The following is a 15,411-nucleotide window of genomic DNA, read 5'->3' on the forward strand; positions in this document are numbered from 1 at the left end:
GAGCCGGGTTGCTGACAACAGAAGGAGGAGCGTCATGGCGTACGCTCCGCCGGTTTGGCCAGTATCAGTGAAGGGCGTTGCGCTCGATGCCCGGGAACGTGTGCTGCTGCTGCGGAACGAGCGGGATGAGTGGGAGCTTCCCGGCGGCCGGCTGGAGATTGGAAGCCGGGACGGTGTCGTACCGGCCGATGCCAGTGCTGAGTCCGCGCTGGAACGCGAGATCCATGAGGAGACCGGCTGGGACGTCAAGGCCGGCCCGCTCATCGATGGCGGCGTGTGGATCTATCAGCCGCTGCCAGGGCGGCGTGTGCTCATCATCACCTATGGCTGCACCGTGCTGACACCCGAGCGGGAGCCGGTCGTGAGCCACGAGCACAAGCATGTTGGCCTGTTCACCGTCGGCGAGGTACCCGGATTGAACATGCCTGATGGGTACAAGCAGGCCATCGCTGCTTGGTATCAGCGGCGCCCCAGCGGCCGCCAACACCACTGCTGCGGCGGCGACTTTCCCCATGATCGTTATGGGCGGTGAGGGCAGCAGCCGTGACCGACTGGGGACGTTGGCCTTTATGGGGCCGTTTTTCGGGGGGTAGCTATGCGAGAAATTCCTGGCTCCACCTACGGGCGAGCGGCGGCTCGGCAGCTTTGAGCAGAAGACTGTGTGACCGACATTTGGCCAGCGGGAACGGGGCACTGCTGGAGATCTACGCGGACGAGGTGCCGCTGGCGAAGATCGAGGTACCGGTGACCGGCGGCGCGTACAGCTGGGCCACGTCACCACCTCACTCCCCGGCCTGCCTGGGGACGGCCCCGCAGACGGCCGCGACCTGCGGCTGACCCTGCACGGGGACGTCCGGCTCGCCTCGTTCCGGGTCGAGGCCGCAAGTCCGGACGCCTGACCGCACGGCGGCCCGGCCCTCCCCCGGGCCGGTCCTCCCCCGCGGCCGCGCCGCAGGCATCCCCCTCGTCGGCGCGAAAGGGAGTGACGGACCCTCCTCCCGGTCCGTCACGCCCCTCTTCCTGTCCAGGTGTCTTGTCCGCTCCTATCCAGGAGTCTTGTCCGCCTCTCCGGAGCCCGCCGGGCCGAACTTCTCGAAGAAGAACTCATGCTTAAGGAACGAGGTGTCGTACTCGTGGCCGGGGTAAGGCGGCAGAAGCTGGGAGGCCTGGAAGAGGCGCCAGCCGTCCAGCAGGGCGTCGAGGCCGCTTTTGTACGGGGGCTCGTCGCTGTCGCCGGAGGTGGGGCGGGTACGGCCGGTGCCGTCGTAGCGCGACCAGCCGACGACCGGGGAGTCGAGGGCCGAGGTGGAGAGGTAGAGGACGAGGACTTCCTGGCGCGGCTCGGTGCTGATCACTTGTGCCCCCTGATCGCGGGTCGGTTGGTGACGCGGGTGACCCAGTGGTCGATGTCGAAGCCGGTGTCGCCGGTCAGGGCACGCCACAGCAGGGCCCTGTTGTAAATCTCCAGGCGGCCGGTGGCCTGCTCGTACCAGGGGAACGCGATGGCGAGTTCGCGCAGGACGGCCGGGTCGTCGAGATCGGCGGTGTCCCAGAGGCGGACCTGCGGGACGGTCGGGTTGAAGCGGATCTTGTACATGTAGCGGCGGCGGCCGGTGTCGTTGCGCCGTCCGCCGTGCCAGATGCCGTGGTGGACCAGGACGACGGTGCCTGCCGGGCAGGTCAGCCGGGTCTGGCCGCGCAGGTTCTGCACCCGGCCGATGTCAGTCTCGTTGATCCGGCGCAGGTGGCTGCCGGGCACGGACAGGGTGCCGCCCATGTCGGCGGTGACCTCGTGCGGGTAGTACATGAGCTGGATGTCGAAGGCGTCCGGGCGAACGTCGATGATCGCGTCCCCGTGCAGGTCCTGCGCCTCGCCCTCGTGCGGGCCGCGCACGTGCACGGCGTGGTGGTCGACGTCCGGTTCGGGCCCGACCAGGCTGCGTAGGGCACCGGCGACGGCCGGAACGGCGAGCAGGCGCGGGATGAAGGTGGAGTCGTCGAACGCCTTGGACAGCGGGGTGCCGTAGGCGACGGGCGGGAGCTCGTGGTCGAGGGCGGCGATCGCCTCCTCGTTGATCTCCCGCGGCACGACTCCGTCCAGCCGCAGGTATCCCTGCGCGACGAAGCGGGCCATCTCGACGGAACTGAGGGGCTGTTGCTGGTCCGGCTGTTGCTGGTCCGGCTGTTGAGTGGTCGGCATACGGCGAAGGTATGCGTGCGTGGGGGTGTTGTCGTGGGATGAATTCGCCGCTCGCTGGTAGATTTTCGGCATCATGCTGAGCGTCGCTCCTTGCCTCGACGAGCCGCCCGAAATCGTGAACGCCGGTGTCGGCGTCCATGGCGTCATATCCGACCACGACGTCTTCCGGCTGCCCGATCTCTGGCAGTTGCACCTGTACAGCTACGCGGCCCGGCTAGTGATCGGCAGCGGTGCCGAGCACGCCATCCTCCCCGGCCGGGTCAGCCTCGTCCCGCCCGACACCGAGGTGCACTATCACTACCGTGGTCGGTCCGAGCATCTGTACGTCCATCTGCGCCTGCCGGGCGCCGGGCCGGGAATGCCCTTCTCGCTGATGCAGGACACCGGGGATGAGGGCGCCCTGCTCGCCGGACTCCTGCGGCGGGCTGTCGCCGCCTTCCCGTACTCGCGTGCCCGGGCGGCGGCCGAGGTGTGGACGGTGCTGTGGCGCGTGGCGGAGCTGAGCGGCGGCGCGGAGCAGGACGGGCACGGTCATCCGGTGGTGGCCGCCGCTGCCGCCTACCTCGAGGCTCATCTCGCCGACCCGCTGACCGTCCCCGAGGTGGCCCGCGCCGCCGGGGTCTCCCCCGGGCACCTGACCCGCCTGTTCACCACCCACACCGGCCGCACCGTCGTCGCCTACATCCGCCACCGCCGCCTGGAGCGCGCCCGCCACCTGCTGAGCGCCTCCACCCTCCCGATCCCGGCCGTCGCCGCCGCCGTCGGCATCCCGGACCTCCAGGCCTTCAACAAGGCCTGCCACCGCGAACTGGGCGCGGGACCAAGGGCGATCCGGAGCCGATGACCTGCGCTGCACGGAGCACGGAGCACGGAGCACGCTCAAGAATTAGTGGGATGCTTTGACACTCCCAAAGGGGACGACACCCACGCACCCCTCGGCGATTTCCAGAGCTGGGTTGACCTTCCTTGGTAAAAGGTCTGGACGGCGACGACCCTTGGCACCTATACATACATCCCATCAATGGAATGCGGCGGTCAGATGCACCGCGGAGGGGAGGACAGGCCGGAGTGTCGCTGACCGACAAGGCCATCGTGCAGATCCGTGAACTGATCCGCACCGGTGCCCTGCCGCCGGGCTCGAAGCTGCCGCCGGAGCCGGAACTGGCGGCGCAGTTGGGCCTGTCCCGCAACCTCGCGCGCGAAGCCGTCAAGGCGCTGTCCGTCGCCCGGGTCCTGGAGGTGCGCCGGGGGGACGGCACGTACGTGACGAGCCTCGCGCCGAGTCTGCTCTTCGAAGGGCTCGGCGGCGCGGTGGAGTTGCTGCAGAGCGACCCCGGCGCGCTGCTGGACCTGATGGAGGTGCGCCGGCTCCTCGAACCGGCCGCCACCGCACTCGCCGCGACCCGGATCTCCGAGGATCAACTGGCCGAGATCGAGCATCACTTGGACGCGATGCGTGAGGCGCGGGACGACGTCGAGCGGCTCAACGCGCACGACGCCGCCTTCCACCGGGCCGTCGTCCGGGCCACCGGCAACGAGTCGCTGCTCACCCTGCTCGAAGGCGTCTCCGGCCGCACTCTGCGCGCCCGCATCTGGCGGGGCCTCGTCGACGACCAGGCCGCACAGCGCACGCTCAGCGAGCACGAGACGATCTTCACGGCTCTCGCGGGCCGGGACGCGGCCCTGAGCCAGGCCGCCGCACTCCTGCACGTCAGCAACACCGAGCGATGGCTGAGGGAGCACCTGCGCACCGCCGAGACCGCCACCCCGAGCATCGACGGTCCCGGGCTGCTCACGCGGCGGGACCCCTCCTGACCGTCCGCCTCATCATGTCCCGGATGCCGGGACCCCCACTCCTCCACTCCTTCTCGCCCACTTCTCCGCGAGGTCTTCCGCATGACATCCCTGCCCCCGCGCGTCCTGTTCGGCGCCGCCTACTACCACGAGTACCAGCCCTACGAGCGCCTCAAGACCGACCTCGATCTGATGGCGGAGGCGAAGTTCACCGTCATCAGGGTCGGCGAGTCGGTCTGGTCCACCTGGGAACCGGAGAACGGACGCTTCGAGCTGGACTGGCTGCGGCCGGTTCTCGACGGCGCCCACGAACGCGGCATCTCCGTCGTCCTGGGGACCCCGACCTACGCGGTGCCGCCGTGGCTGGCCCGGCAGTACCCGGAGATCGCCGCCGAGGACGCCGCCGGCCACCCCGCCGCGTGGGGCGCCCGCCAGGAGGTCGACATCACCCACCCGGCGTTCCTCTTCCACGCGGAGCGGGTGATCCGCGCGATCGTGGCCCGCTACGCCTCCCACCCCGCGGTCATCGGCTTCCAGGTCGACAACGAGCCCGGCCCGCGACTGCCGCACAACCACGGTGTCTTCCAGCGGTTCGTGGACGACCTGCGGCAGCGCTACGGCGATGTGGAGACCCTCAACCGCGAGTGGGGGCTGGTGTACTGGTCGCACCGGCTGACCACATGGGCCGACCTGTGGAAGCCGGAGGGCAACGCCCAGCCCCAGTACGACCTGGCCTGGCAGGCGTTCCAGGCGCGCCGGACCACCGAGTTCATCGCCTGGCAGGCAGGCATCGTGCGCGAGTACGCACACCCGGAACAGTTCGTCACCACCTGCCTCGCCTACGGCTCCCCCGGCCTGGAGGACGACGAACTCACCGACGCGCTGGACGTCACCGCGGGCAACCCGTACTACGACATGCAGGACAGCCTCACGATGCCCGAGCCGCCGCGCGAGAAGCTGCCCCAGCAGTGGATGGCGTACGGGGCATGGGCGCTGCACCGGAGCGCCGACCGGATCTACTCCTCGCGCACGGAGCCGTTCCTGATCACGGAGACCAACGCCCAGGCCATCGGCGGCCCCTCCGACAACCGGCCCGCCTTTGACGGCCAGTGGCGGCAGGCCGCGTGGGCACTGGTCGCACGCGGCGCCCGCATGATCGAGTACTGGCACTGGCACACCCTGCACTACGGCACCGAGACGTACTGGGGCGGCGTCCTGCCGCACAGCGGACGACCGGGCCGCGTCTACGCCGAACTCGCCCGCCTGGGCGGAGAATTCGAGCGAGCAGGAGGCCTCGTCGCCGGAATCACCCCGGATGCCGACATCGCCATGGTGTACTCCGCACCCAGCAAATGGCTGATGCGCAAGCACCCGCCGCTCTCGGCCCCGGACGGCGGCCCGGACGCGGGCGCGTACGAGGGGATCTTCGACCCGTTCTACCGGGGAGCGTTCGAGGCGGGACGACAGGTACGGATCCTGCACGCCCGCCAGCTGCACGACCCCAGCGGCGAACGCCCGGGAATCGCCCCCGAGGCGGCGGCCGAGCGGCACCCCGTCCTCATCGCGCCGGGGCTGTACGTGGCGGACGACGGCATGCTCGACTGGCTCGCCGCCTACGCGGAGGCAGGCGGCCACCTCGTGCTCGGGCCGCGCACCGGCTACGGCGACCACGAGGCGCGGGCACGCCACGAGGTGACGCCGGCGCGCCTGGTGCAGGCCGCGGGCGTGCGCTACGACGAGTTCAGCAACCTCCACACAGACCTGCCGCTGCGCTCCGCCTCGGGCAGCCCGCTCACGCTGGGCGCCGGCGCCGTGGCGACCCGGTGGGTCGAAGGGCTCGCCGTGGACGACGCCGACGTCATCGCCACGTACGAGCACCCGCACTTCGGACGGTGGCCCGCCGTCACCACCCGCCGCCACGGCGCGGGACGCGTCACCTGCGTCGGGACCGTGCCCGGGCGCGAGCTCGCCCGCGCGCTCGCCGCGTGGCTCGCACCCGCCCCGTGCGCCGGCTGGCGGGACCTGCCGAACTCCGTCACGGTCGCGACCGGCACCGCCGAGGACGGGCGGCGCGTCCACGTCGTCCACAACTGGAGCTGGGAGCCCGCCGTCGCCCAGGCACCCGGGCAGCTGGACCTGACCGATGCCCTGGACGGCAGCGCCATCCCGGCGGGCACGCCTGTGCGGCTCGGCGCCTGGGACGTCCGCGTCCTCGCCGCCGAGCCCGCATCCCTCCCCTCCCCCTCCCCTGGGGAGGTCCGGTGACATCCGCCAAGCGTGCCCTGGTCGTCCGTGGTGGGACGGGCACGTCCCTGTGGCCGCCACCGACCGCTACGCCACCGCGCTCAAGGCGGACGGCTACACGGTGACCGTCTCCGACACCCTCGACAGCTACCTCGACGCGGAACTGCTCGCGGCCGCGGACCTGGTGGTGCAGTGCTGGACGATGGGCGAGATCACCGGCCCGCAGGCGGACAGCCTGAGCCGGGCCGTGCTGGCAGGGACCTGGCCGGCTGGCACGGCGGCATCGTCAACGCGTTCCGCGCCGAGACCCGCTCTCAGCTTTTGACCGGCGGACAGTTCGTGTACTACGCACGGGAGTTCACGCCCTTCGAGGTGCATCCGTTGCCCGGCGGGGAGGACGTCCCCGTGCGGGGCGGCTACCGGGCCGGTCGACCGCACGCCGACCGCGGCTACGGCATCGCCGACCTGGCCCGCGCGCACGCCTCCGGCACCCCGCACCGCGCGGACGGCGGCCTCGCCTACCACGTCCTGGAGGTCATGGAGGCGCTGCTCGGCGCATCCGAAACCGGACAGGCGCTCCCCGTGACCAGCACCTGCACGCGGCCCGCGGCCGTACCAGCGCACGCGAGCCGGGCGTTCGCCGCGCGTACCGCCTGTTGACACCCCGGCCAAGAGCACGAGGAAGAGAAGGGAAACCCGCTCGTGACCGACAACCGCGTTCTCCTCGACTGGGGGCACGATGCCCTGCGCCTCGTCATCGATGCAGACCAGGACGGCCGTCCACGGCTCCGCCACGTCGGCGGCACCGATGCCGCACCGGTGCCGAAGGGCTCGGGGGCGCCGCTGCCGCTGGTCGAGGCGGTCGTGGGCGGCCACGGCCGGCACTGGTCCAGCCAGCGTCTGATCGACAGCGTCGTCGGCGCACGGCTGCGCTACCGAAGCCGTGACATCCGGCGGGACGGGGACTGGCACCAGCTGACCGTCTGCTTGCACGACCCCGAGACGGGCCTCACCGCGGACGTGGTCTACCGCTCGCCCGACGGCATCCCAGTCCTGCGCGGCCACGTAGAACTGCACAACGGGGGACGGGAACGGCTCGACCTGGAGTCGGTCACCTCCCTCGTGCTGGGCGTGCTGACCTGGGACGCCGCGCAGCTCGACACCGCGGACCTGCTCCGGGCGGAGAACGAGTGGCTGGCCGAATACCGCTGGCAGCGGCGTCCGTTGCGGGAGGCCGTCCCGGCGCTCAACGCCCGCGTCCACCGCCCCAACGGCAAGGGCTGCTTCACCACGTCCGGGAAGGGCTCCTGGTCCAGCGCGGGTCACCTGCCGATGGGCGGACTGAGCGACCGCCGCACCGGACGGACCTGGCTGTGGCAGATCGAGCACAACGGCGGCGGCTGGCTGTGGGAGTGCGGGGAGCGCGCCGATGCCGCGTTCCTGGCCCTGTCCGGCCCCAGCGACATCGCCCACGGCTGGTCGCACCGGCTGGAACCGGGGGCGAGCTTCACGACCGTCCCCGTCGCTCTCGCCCTCGCCGAGACCGGCGGCGTCGACGAGGCGTTCGCCGCACTCACCCGCTACCGGCGTGCGATCCGCCGCCCGCACCCCGACCACCACCACCTGCCGGTGATCTTCAACGACTACATGAACTGCCTGATGGGCGACCCGACCACGGCCCGGCTGCTGCCGCACATCGACGCCGCCGCCGAGGCCGGCGCCGAGTACTTCGTCATCGACGCCGGCTGGTACGACGACGAGAACGGCGGCTGGTGGGACAGCGTCGGCGCGTGGGAGCCGGCCGCCTCCCGCTTCCCCGGTGAGCGCGGCATCCACGAGGTTCTGGACCGCATACGGGGGCATGGCATGGTCCCGGGGCTGTGGCTGGAGCCCGAAGTGGTGGGCGTGCGCAGCCCGGTGGCCGCGGCCCTGCCCGACGAGGCGTTCTTCCGCCGCCGCGGCGCCCGCGTCCTGGAGACCGGCCGCTACCACCTCGACCTGCGCCACCCCGCCGCCCGCGGACACCTGGACCGGGTGGTGGACCGCCTGGTCGGCGAACTGGGCATCGGATACCTCAAGCTCGACTACAACCTGGACCCCGGTTCGGGCACCAGCAGCCACCCCGGGGAGGCCCCCGCGGACGGCCTGCTCGGCCACAACCGCGCCCACCTCGACTGGCTGGACGGTGTCCTGGACCGCTATCCCCACCTCGTCCTGGAGAACTGCGCCTCCGGCGGCATGCGCACCGACCACGCCCTCCTCTCCCGCCTCCAGCTGCACTCCACCAGCGACCAGCAGAACCTGCAGCTGTACGCCCCCATCGCGGCAGCCGCCCCCACCGCTGTCACCCCGGAGCAGGGAGCGGTCTGGGCCTATCCGCAGCCCGAGGACTCCCTGGACGAGGTCGCTTTCACCATGGCCAGCGCGCTGCTCGGCCGCATTCACCTGTCGGGTCGGCTCCCCGAACTCGCCCCTGACGCTCTTGCCTTGACGCACGAGGCGGTGGCAGTCCACAAGGCGATCCGCGGCGACCTCGCCACCGCCGTCCCCGCCTGGCCGCTGGGCCTCCCCGCCTGGGACGACCCCTGGATCGCCTTGGCCCTGCACACCCCCGACACCGCCTACGTCACGGTATGGCGGCGCCCTGGTGACGGCTCCGGGGACTCGACGGTCCTTCCGTTCCCGAGCCTTCGGGGCGCACCGGTCCGCGTCGACGTGCTCTACCCCTCCACCACCAAGGCACGAGCCTCGTGGGACCCGAGGACCGCGGCGCTCGACGTCAGCCTTCCGTCGGCCCCTTCGGCGATGCTGCTGCGGCTCTCCGCCCGGCCGGAGTGAACCGGCCGAACGCACGACGGCTCCGCACCAGGGAGGTGCGGAGCCGCGCGTTCTCGGTACGGGCCGGGGGACGCGGGACAGCGCCCTCGGTCATGACTGCCGCGACCACGGTCGCGACTGCCGCAAGCCAATCCGCAGCTCCTGGGCCTGCTGCGCGGCGGCGACCCACGACGCCGACGCGTCCGCCCAGCCTCGGCCGGGCTCGACCAGGCGGGCGCGTAGCGCGTGACGGGCCGGGCGCCCCGGTTAGTCGTCCGCCGGGCGGCAGAGGGTCAGCGTGCCGCTCTCCGCGTCCCAGCGCAGCGCGGTGCGCGCGCTCGCACCCTGCTCGTAGCCCCACCCGTCGCCCTCGTCCTCGTACAGTTCGAAGGAGCCGTCCGCCCCCGGGAAGACGAGGATGTCCAGATCCTCCGGGCCGGAGTCGGGACGGGTGAGGGGGAGAACCGATCCGGCGCGGCGTAGACGGGCAGCCGCTCCAGCGGCGTCGGGGCTTCGATACGGCGGCCGCCCGCGTGGCGGGCGCCGTCCCAGACGTCCACCCAGTCCGTGCCGTCCGTGCCGTCGGTCAACTATGGGAGCAGCACACCGCGGCTGCGCGGGGAGTCGCGCACCGGGACCGCACCGGGGCCGAACCGCTGTGGCCTCGTCACCGGCAGCCGCACTCCGTCCGCCGTTCGCTCCCACCGCACAGGGCGGTCATCGGTGCCCGTGGCGTCCTCGGCTTCCTCGGTTTCCGCCATGCCGCACACGCTAGGAGCGCCCGCGCGGGGAGCGCGTGGGGCGGATTCACCCTCTGCTGGTCGATTCTCGGCATGAGGTGCTCCGACGGGCTTCGGAGGGCCGGCCGGTCCGCTCGATCCTGGTGGACCACGAGGAAACTCCGGCAAGACATCCCATGGCATCGTCGCACGAGGATGTCCGCGGTGCCGTCAACTGCCGCATATTAGACCGATATTTCCTGCTTAGGTGATGCCGGCACAGCCAAGTTGTGCGCGAAGTATGGACACGGTTCCTCGGCGGCCCTATAAATCCATCCCATGTCGAACGGTCGACCGTAGCCGTGCCGACACATCCCTGACACGTGTCGAGGGCGGTTCCCCCTGACCGTGAGACCCCTTCCTGCTGAGCGAACCGAGGCGTATCACGCGATGACCGAACTGATCAGCACTGTCGAAGCGCTTGACATCCGCTTCCCCACGTCGCGCGAGCTCGACGGGTCCGACGCGATGAACCCGGAACCCGACTACTCGGCCGCCTACGTCACCCTCCGCACGTCCGCCGGCGGCACGGGCCATGGGCTTGCCTTCACCGTGGGCCGCGGCAACGATGTCCAGGTCGCCGCGATCAAGGCACTGGCCCCGCTGGTCGTCGGGCTGCCCGTGCGGGAAGTCCTCGCGGATCTGGGCGGGTTCTCGCGCCGGCTCACCGATGACAGCCAGTTGCGCTGGCTCGGGCCGCACAAGGGCGTCGTCCACATGGCGGCCGCGGCTCTCGTCAACGCGGTCTGGGACCTGTACGCAAAGCGCGAGGGCAAGCCGGTCTGGCGCCTGCTGGCGGAGCTGTCCCCCGAGCGGCTCGTCGACCTCGTCGACTTCCGCTACCTCCAGGACGCGCTCACCCGCGACGAGGCGCTCGGCATCCTGCGCCGCGCCGAGCCCGGACGCGCCGAGCGCACCCGCCTGCTGCTGGAGCGCGGTTATCCGGCCTACACGACGACGCCCGGCTGGCTCGGATACGACGACGACAAGCTGGTGCGGCTGTCGAAGGAGGCGGTCGCCGACGGCTTCCGGCAGATCAAACTGAAGGTCGGTGCCGATCCCGACGACGACCTGCACCGCATGCGGCTGGCCCGGCAGGCCGTCGGCCCCGACATCAGGATCGCCGTCGACGCCAACCAGGCCTGGGGCGTGGAGCAGGCGATCGACCGGATGCGGGCGCTCGCACCGTTCGCCCCGTACTGGATCGAGGAGCCCACCTCCCCCGACGACGTCCTCGGGCACGCCGCCATCCGCCAGGCGATCCATCCGGTCAAGGTCGCCACCGGCGAACACGTCCACAACCAGGTCATGTTCAAACAGTTCCTCCAGGCCGGCGCCCTCGACGTCCTGCAGCTGGACGCGAGCCGGACCGCCGGCGTCACCGAGAACGTGGCTGTGCTGCTGCTCGCCGCGAAGTTCGGCGTCCCGGTCTGTCCGCACGCCGGGGGCGTCGGCCTGTGCGAGATGGTGCAGCACCTGGCGATGTTCGACTTCGTGGCCGTGAGCGGCTCGACACAGGGCCGCGAGATCGAGTACGTCGACCACCTCCACGACCACTTCGCCGATCCCGTCCGCGTCCGTGACGGCCACTACCTGGCGCCCACCGCCCCCGGCCTCGGCGCCGAGCTCCTGCCGGACGCGGTGGCCGCCCACCGGTACCCGCAGGGCCGGGTCTGGAGCAGTCAGGAGCCGGTGGCATGACAGCAGTCAACTCGTCGCAAACGGGAGGAACGTTCACCCGGGTCTCCCCTCCTGGCAAGCAGCGCAACGGGCTGCCGAAGACCACGGCACGCCAGCGGGCCCGCCGCAGCCTGCGCCGCCACTGGACGCTGTACCTGCTGATGCTGGTGCCGCTGACCCACCTGCTGATCTTCAAGTACATCCCGATGGCCAACGGCGTGATCGCGTTCAAGGACTACAACGTGGTCCAGGGCATCTGGGCCAGCCCGTGGGCCGGCTGGAAGCACTTCCAGGCGTTCCTGTCCAACCCGCAGTTCTGGGAGTTGGTGAACAACACCTTCCTGCTCTCGTTCTACGCCGTGATCGCCGCCTTCCCCATCCCGATCATCCTGGCGCTCGCCCTCAACGAGATCCGGCAGGGCCTGTTCAAGCGCACCGTCCAGATAGTGACGTACGCGCCGTACTTCATCTCCACGGTCGTCGTCGTCTCGATGCTGATCATGATCCTGTCGCCCAAGGTCGGGCTCACCAGCCATGTCTTCGGGTTCTTCGGGGTCGAGGCCGTCGACCTGCTCGGCGAACCGGGCTACTTCCGGCACCTCTACGTCTGGTCCGACATCTGGCAGACGGCCGGCTACTCCGCGGTGATCTACCTGGCCGCGCTCGCGGGCGTCGACCAGTCCCTGTACGAGGCGGCCCGCGTCGACGGCGCCACCCGACTGCAGAAGATCTGGCACGTGGACCTGCCGAGCATCATGCCCACCGCAGTGATCGTCCTCATCCTGGCGGTCGGCAACATCATGGCGATCGGGTTCGAGAAGGCGTTCCTGATGCAGAACCCGCTCAACCTCTCCGCCTCGGAGATCATCGCCACTTACGTGTACAAGACGGGCCTGCTCAACGCGGACTTCAGCCAGGCGACCGCGATCGGCCTGCTCAACTCGGTCGTCAACCTCTGCCTGCTCGTCTTCGTGAACTTCATCGCCAAGCGCGTCACCGGGAACGGGGTGTGGTCATGAGCCTGATCAAAGACACGACGGGCACCGGGCCGGACCACCGCACCACGTTGCCCGACCCGGACACCTCGCGCCGCTTCCCCTTCCTGCGGCGCACACCCCGCCGGGTGCAGGAGACCAAGGTCGACCGGATCTTCCTCTTCTGTACGTACCTTCTGCTGCTGACGTTCCTCGCGGTCGTCCTCCTGCCGCTCCTCAACATCGTCGCCAGCTCGTTCAGCGACCCCAGCGCCGTCACCTCCGGCCAAGTGCTGTTCTGGCCGGTCGACTTCACCCTGCGGGGCTACGAAGTGGCGCTCGGCAACCCGCAGATCGTCACGGGCTTCCTCAACTCGCTCTTCTACACGGCCGTCGGGACGCTGATCAGTGTCGTCCTCACCATCGCCCTCGCCTTCCCGCTGTCGCGCAGGACCCTGTTCGGGCGCGGTCCGGTGATGGGCGTGGTGGTGTTCACGATGCTGTTCTCCGGCGGCGTGATCCCCACCTACCTGGTGGTGCAGAACCTGGGCATGCTCGACACCCGCTGGGCGATGGTCCTGCCACAGGCCATCGGCGTCTGGCAGGTCGTCATCGCCGCCACCTACCTACGCACGATGATCCCGGACGAGCTGTACGAGGCGGCCCAGCTGGACGGCTGCGGCGATCTGCGCTTCCTGTGGAAAGTCGTCGTGCCGCTGGCCAAGCCGATGATCGCGGTGATCGCGCTGATGTACGCCATCGCCCAGTGGAACGGCTACTTCGACGCGCTGCTCTACCTGCGCGACGCGGATCTGCATCCGAACCAGCTGGTCCTGCGCAACATCCTGATCCTCAACAGCGAAGCCGCCGGAGGCGCGGCGGACCCGACGAAGATGCTGGAACGGCGGCAGATGGCGGACCTGCTCAAGTACTCGCTGATCGTGATCGCGAGCGTGCCGGTTCTGCTCATCTACCCCTTCGTCGCCCGCTACTTCACCAAGGGAATCATGATCGGCGCGATCAAGGGATGAGCCGATCCGCCCCGCTCCTCACCCGCACGCCACCGAAGGGACCTGTCATGCGCCACTCATCCCGGCTCGGCAGCGCAACCGTCACCGGCACGCTGCTCGCCCTCCTCGCCGCCTGCACCGGCAGCTCACCCGCCCCGGGCGGCGACGCCTCGAAGCCCCTGCCCAAAGTCACCGGAAATCCGCCGGTCACCCTCGACGTCTTCGCGCCCCAGGGTGGCGAAGGAAGCCTCCGGAAGAACGCCTTCACCAAGGAGATCAAGGAGAAGTTCAACATCACGATCCGCTGGCAGACCACGACCTACGACGCCAACGCCGCGAAGGAGAAGCGCCAGATATCCCTCGCCAGCGGTGACCTCCCCGACGTGTACCTGCTGATCCCGTGGGTCGACCAGTTCTCGCAGACCGAGCTGCTCAAGCTGTCGGGGCAGGGCATCATCCAGCCTCTGGACCAGCACATCAAGCAGTACGGGCCGAACATCCGGAAGGCATGGGAGAAGGAGCCCGCCTACAAGCGGATGGCGACGGCCCCCGACGGCCACATCTACGGAATGCCGCAGTGGAACGACTGCTACCACTGCACGTACAGCGCCAAGCTCTGGCTCAACACCACCTGGCTGAAGAAGCTCGGCCTCGAACAGCCGGGGACGCCCGCGGAGCTCCGCAAGGTCCTGCGCGCCTTCAAGAACGACGACCCGAACGGCAACGGCAAGGCGGACGAGGTCCCGCTCAGCGGCACGGTGACCGACTCGGTCATCAACTACCTGATGGGCGCCTACTCCTACGCACCCCAGGGCACCACCGTGAACACCAACCCCACCCTCGTCCTCCGCGACGGAAAGGCCGCCGTCCAGGCGAACAGGGACGACTGGCGGGAAGGGCTGCGGTACATCAGGTCCCTGTACAAGGAGGGGCTGATCGACAGCGGCGCCTTCACCCAGAACAACGGGGCCCTGAACCGGCTCGGCGACAACCCGGACGCGGCACGCCTGGGCAGCATCACCACCCAGCACATCGGGCAGTACATGACGGTCGACGACAAGAACAAACGGTACAAGCAGTACGACGCGATACCGCCGCTCAAGGGCCCCGACGGAACCCAGTACACGAACTCCTACTCCCCCTCCTTCGCCGGCGCCACCTTCGTGCTCACCAGCAAGGCGACACAGACCGAACAGATCCAGGCCGTGAAGATGCTCGACTTCCTCCACTCGGACAAGGGTCGGCTCGACAGCTATTTCGGCCCCGACGGCTGGGACGAAGCGAAGAAGGGCGAGACGGGTACCAGCGGGAAGCCGGCCACGTTCCGGGCCGTCGAGGCCCCGGCCAACAACGAGTGGGGACCGCTGGCCCAGTACAACCACACCGCCGATTACCGCACGTCCCAGACGGCGGCCAAGGACAGCAAATCGCCCGACGGCTATGAGCGCCTCCTCCACGAGGCGACCGAGCTCTACGAGCCGTACGCCCCGAAGGACCTCGCCTTCCCGTACGAGGAGACCTGGATCGACCCCGCCAAGGCGCAGGAACTCGCCACCCTGCAGACCAACATCGGCACCTTCATCCAGCAGAGCAACGTGCAGTTCATCACCGGCAGGAAGTCCCTCGACGCGGACTGGGACACCTACAAGGCCGACTTGGAGAAGCTCGGCCTGAAGCAGTTCCTGAAGCTGTACCAGGAGGCGTACGACGCCTCGCACTGACCCCCGGGCAGCACCGCACCCACCTCTCATACGCCCGGCTGCCGCACGCGCACCAGGGCCGGAAGAACGACTGACGAGGACACATGCGGCGGCGCGTCAACGTCAACCGCGTCCGGCGCTTCGCCCTCGGCGACCCGCCGGACGCTGCGTGCCTCGGCCGCCTGTGAGCGGCCGCCGGGCGGTGTCCCCGCG

General features: G+C 70.0%; 16 protein-coding genes. 12 read left to right on the plus strand and 4 right to left on the minus strand.

Going from position 1 to position 15,411, the window contains the following annotated elements; translation table 11 throughout:
• Nucleotides 1–34: 34 nt before the first annotated feature.
• On the plus strand, nucleotides 35–532 hold the full coding sequence (locus ACSMXV_RS01095) for an NUDIX hydrolase (RefSeq protein ID WP_473175808.1): 498 nt from the start codon (nucleotides 35–37) through the stop codon (nucleotides 530–532).
• A gap of 140 nt (nucleotides 533–672) precedes the next feature.
• Nucleotides 673–837: a hypothetical protein gene (locus tag ACSMXV_RS01100; protein WP_473175809.1), complete on the plus strand. Its 165-nt coding sequence runs from the start codon at nucleotides 673–675 to the stop codon at nucleotides 835–837.
• A 206-nt stretch (nucleotides 838–1,043) separates the two neighbouring features.
• On the opposite strand, the gene ACSMXV_RS01105 is transcribed toward ACSMXV_RS01100, so the two are convergent.
• Together ACSMXV_RS01105 and ACSMXV_RS01110 are read right to left on the minus strand one after the other, a co-directional pair.
• Nucleotides 1,044–1,355 (minus strand): hypothetical protein, encoded by a 312-nt coding sequence (locus ACSMXV_RS01105; RefSeq protein WP_473175810.1) that lies wholly within the window; start codon nucleotides 1,353–1,355, stop codon nucleotides 1,044–1,046.
• Nucleotides 1,352–2,134: a phytanoyl-CoA dioxygenase family protein gene (locus ACSMXV_RS01110; protein ID WP_473179203.1), complete on the minus strand. Its 783-nt coding sequence runs from the start codon at nucleotides 2,132–2,134 to the stop codon at nucleotides 1,352–1,354. Before ACSMXV_RS01110 ends, ACSMXV_RS01105 begins: the two co-directional genes overlap by 4 nt.
• 139 nt (nucleotides 2,135–2,273) lie before the next feature.
• Between ACSMXV_RS01110 and ACSMXV_RS01115 the strand changes: the two genes are divergently transcribed.
• The 6 genes from ACSMXV_RS01115 (at nucleotide 2,274) to ACSMXV_RS01140 (ending at nucleotide 9,076) form a co-directional block, all read left to right on the plus strand.
• Nucleotides 2,274–3,044, plus strand: coding sequence for a helix-turn-helix transcriptional regulator (locus ACSMXV_RS01115; protein ID WP_473175811.1), 771 nt, complete (start codon nucleotides 2,274–2,276; stop codon nucleotides 3,042–3,044).
• Nucleotides 3,045–3,268: 224 nt separating this feature from the next.
• The gene (locus tag ACSMXV_RS01120) at nucleotides 3,269–4,015 is read left to right on the plus strand and encodes a FadR/GntR family transcriptional regulator (protein WP_473175812.1); all 747 of its coding nucleotides are present in this window, start codon (nucleotides 3,269–3,271) and stop codon (nucleotides 4,013–4,015) included.
• Between the two features lie 81 nt (nucleotides 4,016–4,096).
• Nucleotides 4,097–6,259 carry a beta-galactosidase gene (locus ACSMXV_RS01125; protein WP_473175813.1) on the plus strand — a complete coding sequence of 721 codons (2,163 nt, stop codon included), beginning with the start codon at nucleotides 4,097–4,099 and terminating at the stop codon, nucleotides 6,257–6,259.
• A gap of 49 nt (nucleotides 6,260–6,308) precedes the next feature.
• Nucleotides 6,309–6,563 carry a hypothetical protein gene (locus ACSMXV_RS01130; protein WP_473175814.1) on the plus strand — a complete coding sequence of 85 codons (255 nt, stop codon included), beginning with the start codon at nucleotides 6,309–6,311 and terminating at the stop codon, nucleotides 6,561–6,563.
• On the plus strand, nucleotides 6,560–6,898 hold the full coding sequence (locus ACSMXV_RS01135) for a hypothetical protein (RefSeq protein ID WP_473175815.1): 339 nt from the start codon (nucleotides 6,560–6,562) through the stop codon (nucleotides 6,896–6,898). The genes ACSMXV_RS01130 and ACSMXV_RS01135 overlap by 4 nt, the downstream gene beginning before the upstream one ends.
• A 42-nt stretch (nucleotides 6,899–6,940) precedes the next feature.
• Nucleotides 6,941–9,076, plus strand: coding sequence for a glycoside hydrolase family 36 protein (locus tag ACSMXV_RS01140; RefSeq protein ID WP_473175816.1), 2,136 nt, complete (start codon nucleotides 6,941–6,943; stop codon nucleotides 9,074–9,076).
• A gap of 246 nt (nucleotides 9,077–9,322) precedes the next feature.
• Here ACSMXV_RS01140 and ACSMXV_RS01145 read toward each other — a convergent pair whose 3' ends face one another.
• Together ACSMXV_RS01145 and ACSMXV_RS01150 are read right to left on the minus strand one after the other, a co-directional pair.
• On the minus strand, nucleotides 9,323–9,649 hold the full coding sequence (locus ACSMXV_RS01145) for a DUF5110 domain-containing protein (RefSeq protein ID WP_473179204.1): 327 nt from the start codon (nucleotides 9,647–9,649) through the stop codon (nucleotides 9,323–9,325).
• The gene (locus ACSMXV_RS01150) at nucleotides 9,646–9,816 is read right to left on the minus strand and encodes a hypothetical protein (RefSeq protein WP_473179251.1); all 171 of its coding nucleotides are present in this window, start codon (nucleotides 9,814–9,816) and stop codon (nucleotides 9,646–9,648) included. The genes ACSMXV_RS01145 and ACSMXV_RS01150 overlap by 4 nt, the downstream gene beginning before the upstream one ends.
• A 408-nt stretch (nucleotides 9,817–10,224) precedes the next feature.
• On the opposite strand from ACSMXV_RS01150, the gene ACSMXV_RS01155 reads away from it, so the two are divergent.
• From ACSMXV_RS01155 to ACSMXV_RS01170, 4 genes are read left to right on the plus strand one after another with little or no spacing between them, the layout of a single operon-like run.
• Nucleotides 10,225–11,535 carry an enolase C-terminal domain-like protein gene (locus ACSMXV_RS01155; RefSeq protein WP_473175817.1) on the plus strand — a complete coding sequence of 437 codons (1,311 nt, stop codon included), beginning with the start codon at nucleotides 10,225–10,227 and terminating at the stop codon, nucleotides 11,533–11,535.
• Nucleotides 11,532–12,533 carry an ABC transporter permease gene (locus tag ACSMXV_RS01160; RefSeq protein WP_473175818.1) on the plus strand — a complete coding sequence of 334 codons (1,002 nt, stop codon included), beginning with the start codon at nucleotides 11,532–11,534 and terminating at the stop codon, nucleotides 12,531–12,533. Before ACSMXV_RS01155 ends, ACSMXV_RS01160 begins: the two co-directional genes overlap by 4 nt.
• Nucleotides 12,530–13,519 (plus strand): carbohydrate ABC transporter permease, encoded by a 990-nt coding sequence (locus ACSMXV_RS01165; RefSeq protein ID WP_473175819.1) that lies wholly within the window; start codon nucleotides 12,530–12,532, stop codon nucleotides 13,517–13,519. The genes ACSMXV_RS01160 and ACSMXV_RS01165 overlap by 4 nt, the downstream gene beginning before the upstream one ends.
• 47 nt (nucleotides 13,520–13,566) lie before the next feature.
• Complete coding sequence (locus ACSMXV_RS01170; RefSeq protein ID WP_473175820.1) at nucleotides 13,567–15,219, plus strand: type 2 periplasmic-binding domain-containing protein; 1,653 nt, start codon at nucleotides 13,567–13,569, stop codon at nucleotides 15,217–15,219.
• Nucleotides 15,220–15,411 lie beyond the last annotated feature (192 nt).

It is taken from the genome of Streptomyces sp. DSM 42067 (genome assembly GCF_055792885.1).

Coding starts and splice junctions, on each gene's coding strand:
- ACSMXV_RS01125 (WP_473175813.1), top strand. CDS start 4,097: ATGACATCCCTGCCCCCGCGCGTCCTGTTCGGCGCCGCCTACTACCAC.
- ACSMXV_RS01110 (WP_473179203.1), bottom strand. CDS start 2,134: ATGGCCCGCTTCGTCGCGCAGGGATACCTGCGGCTGGACGGAGTCGTG.
- ACSMXV_RS01095 (WP_473175808.1), top strand. CDS start 35: ATGGCGTACGCTCCGCCGGTTTGGCCAGTATCAGTGAAGGGCGTTGCG.
- ACSMXV_RS01160 (WP_473175818.1), top strand. CDS start 11,532: ATGACAGCAGTCAACTCGTCGCAAACGGGAGGAACGTTCACCCGGGTC.
- ACSMXV_RS01165 (WP_473175819.1), top strand. CDS start 12,530: ATGAGCCTGATCAAAGACACGACGGGCACCGGGCCGGACCACCGCACC.
- ACSMXV_RS01150 (WP_473179251.1), bottom strand. CDS start 9,816: ATGGCGGAAACCGAGGAAGCCGAGGACGCCACGGGCACCGATGACCGC.
- ACSMXV_RS01155 (WP_473175817.1), top strand. CDS start 10,225: ATGACCGAACTGATCAGCACTGTCGAAGCGCTTGACATCCGCTTCCCC.
- ACSMXV_RS01115 (WP_473175811.1), top strand. CDS start 2,274: ATGCTGAGCGTCGCTCCTTGCCTCGACGAGCCGCCCGAAATCGTGAAC.
- ACSMXV_RS01170 (WP_473175820.1), top strand. CDS start 13,567: ATGCGCCACTCATCCCGGCTCGGCAGCGCAACCGTCACCGGCACGCTG.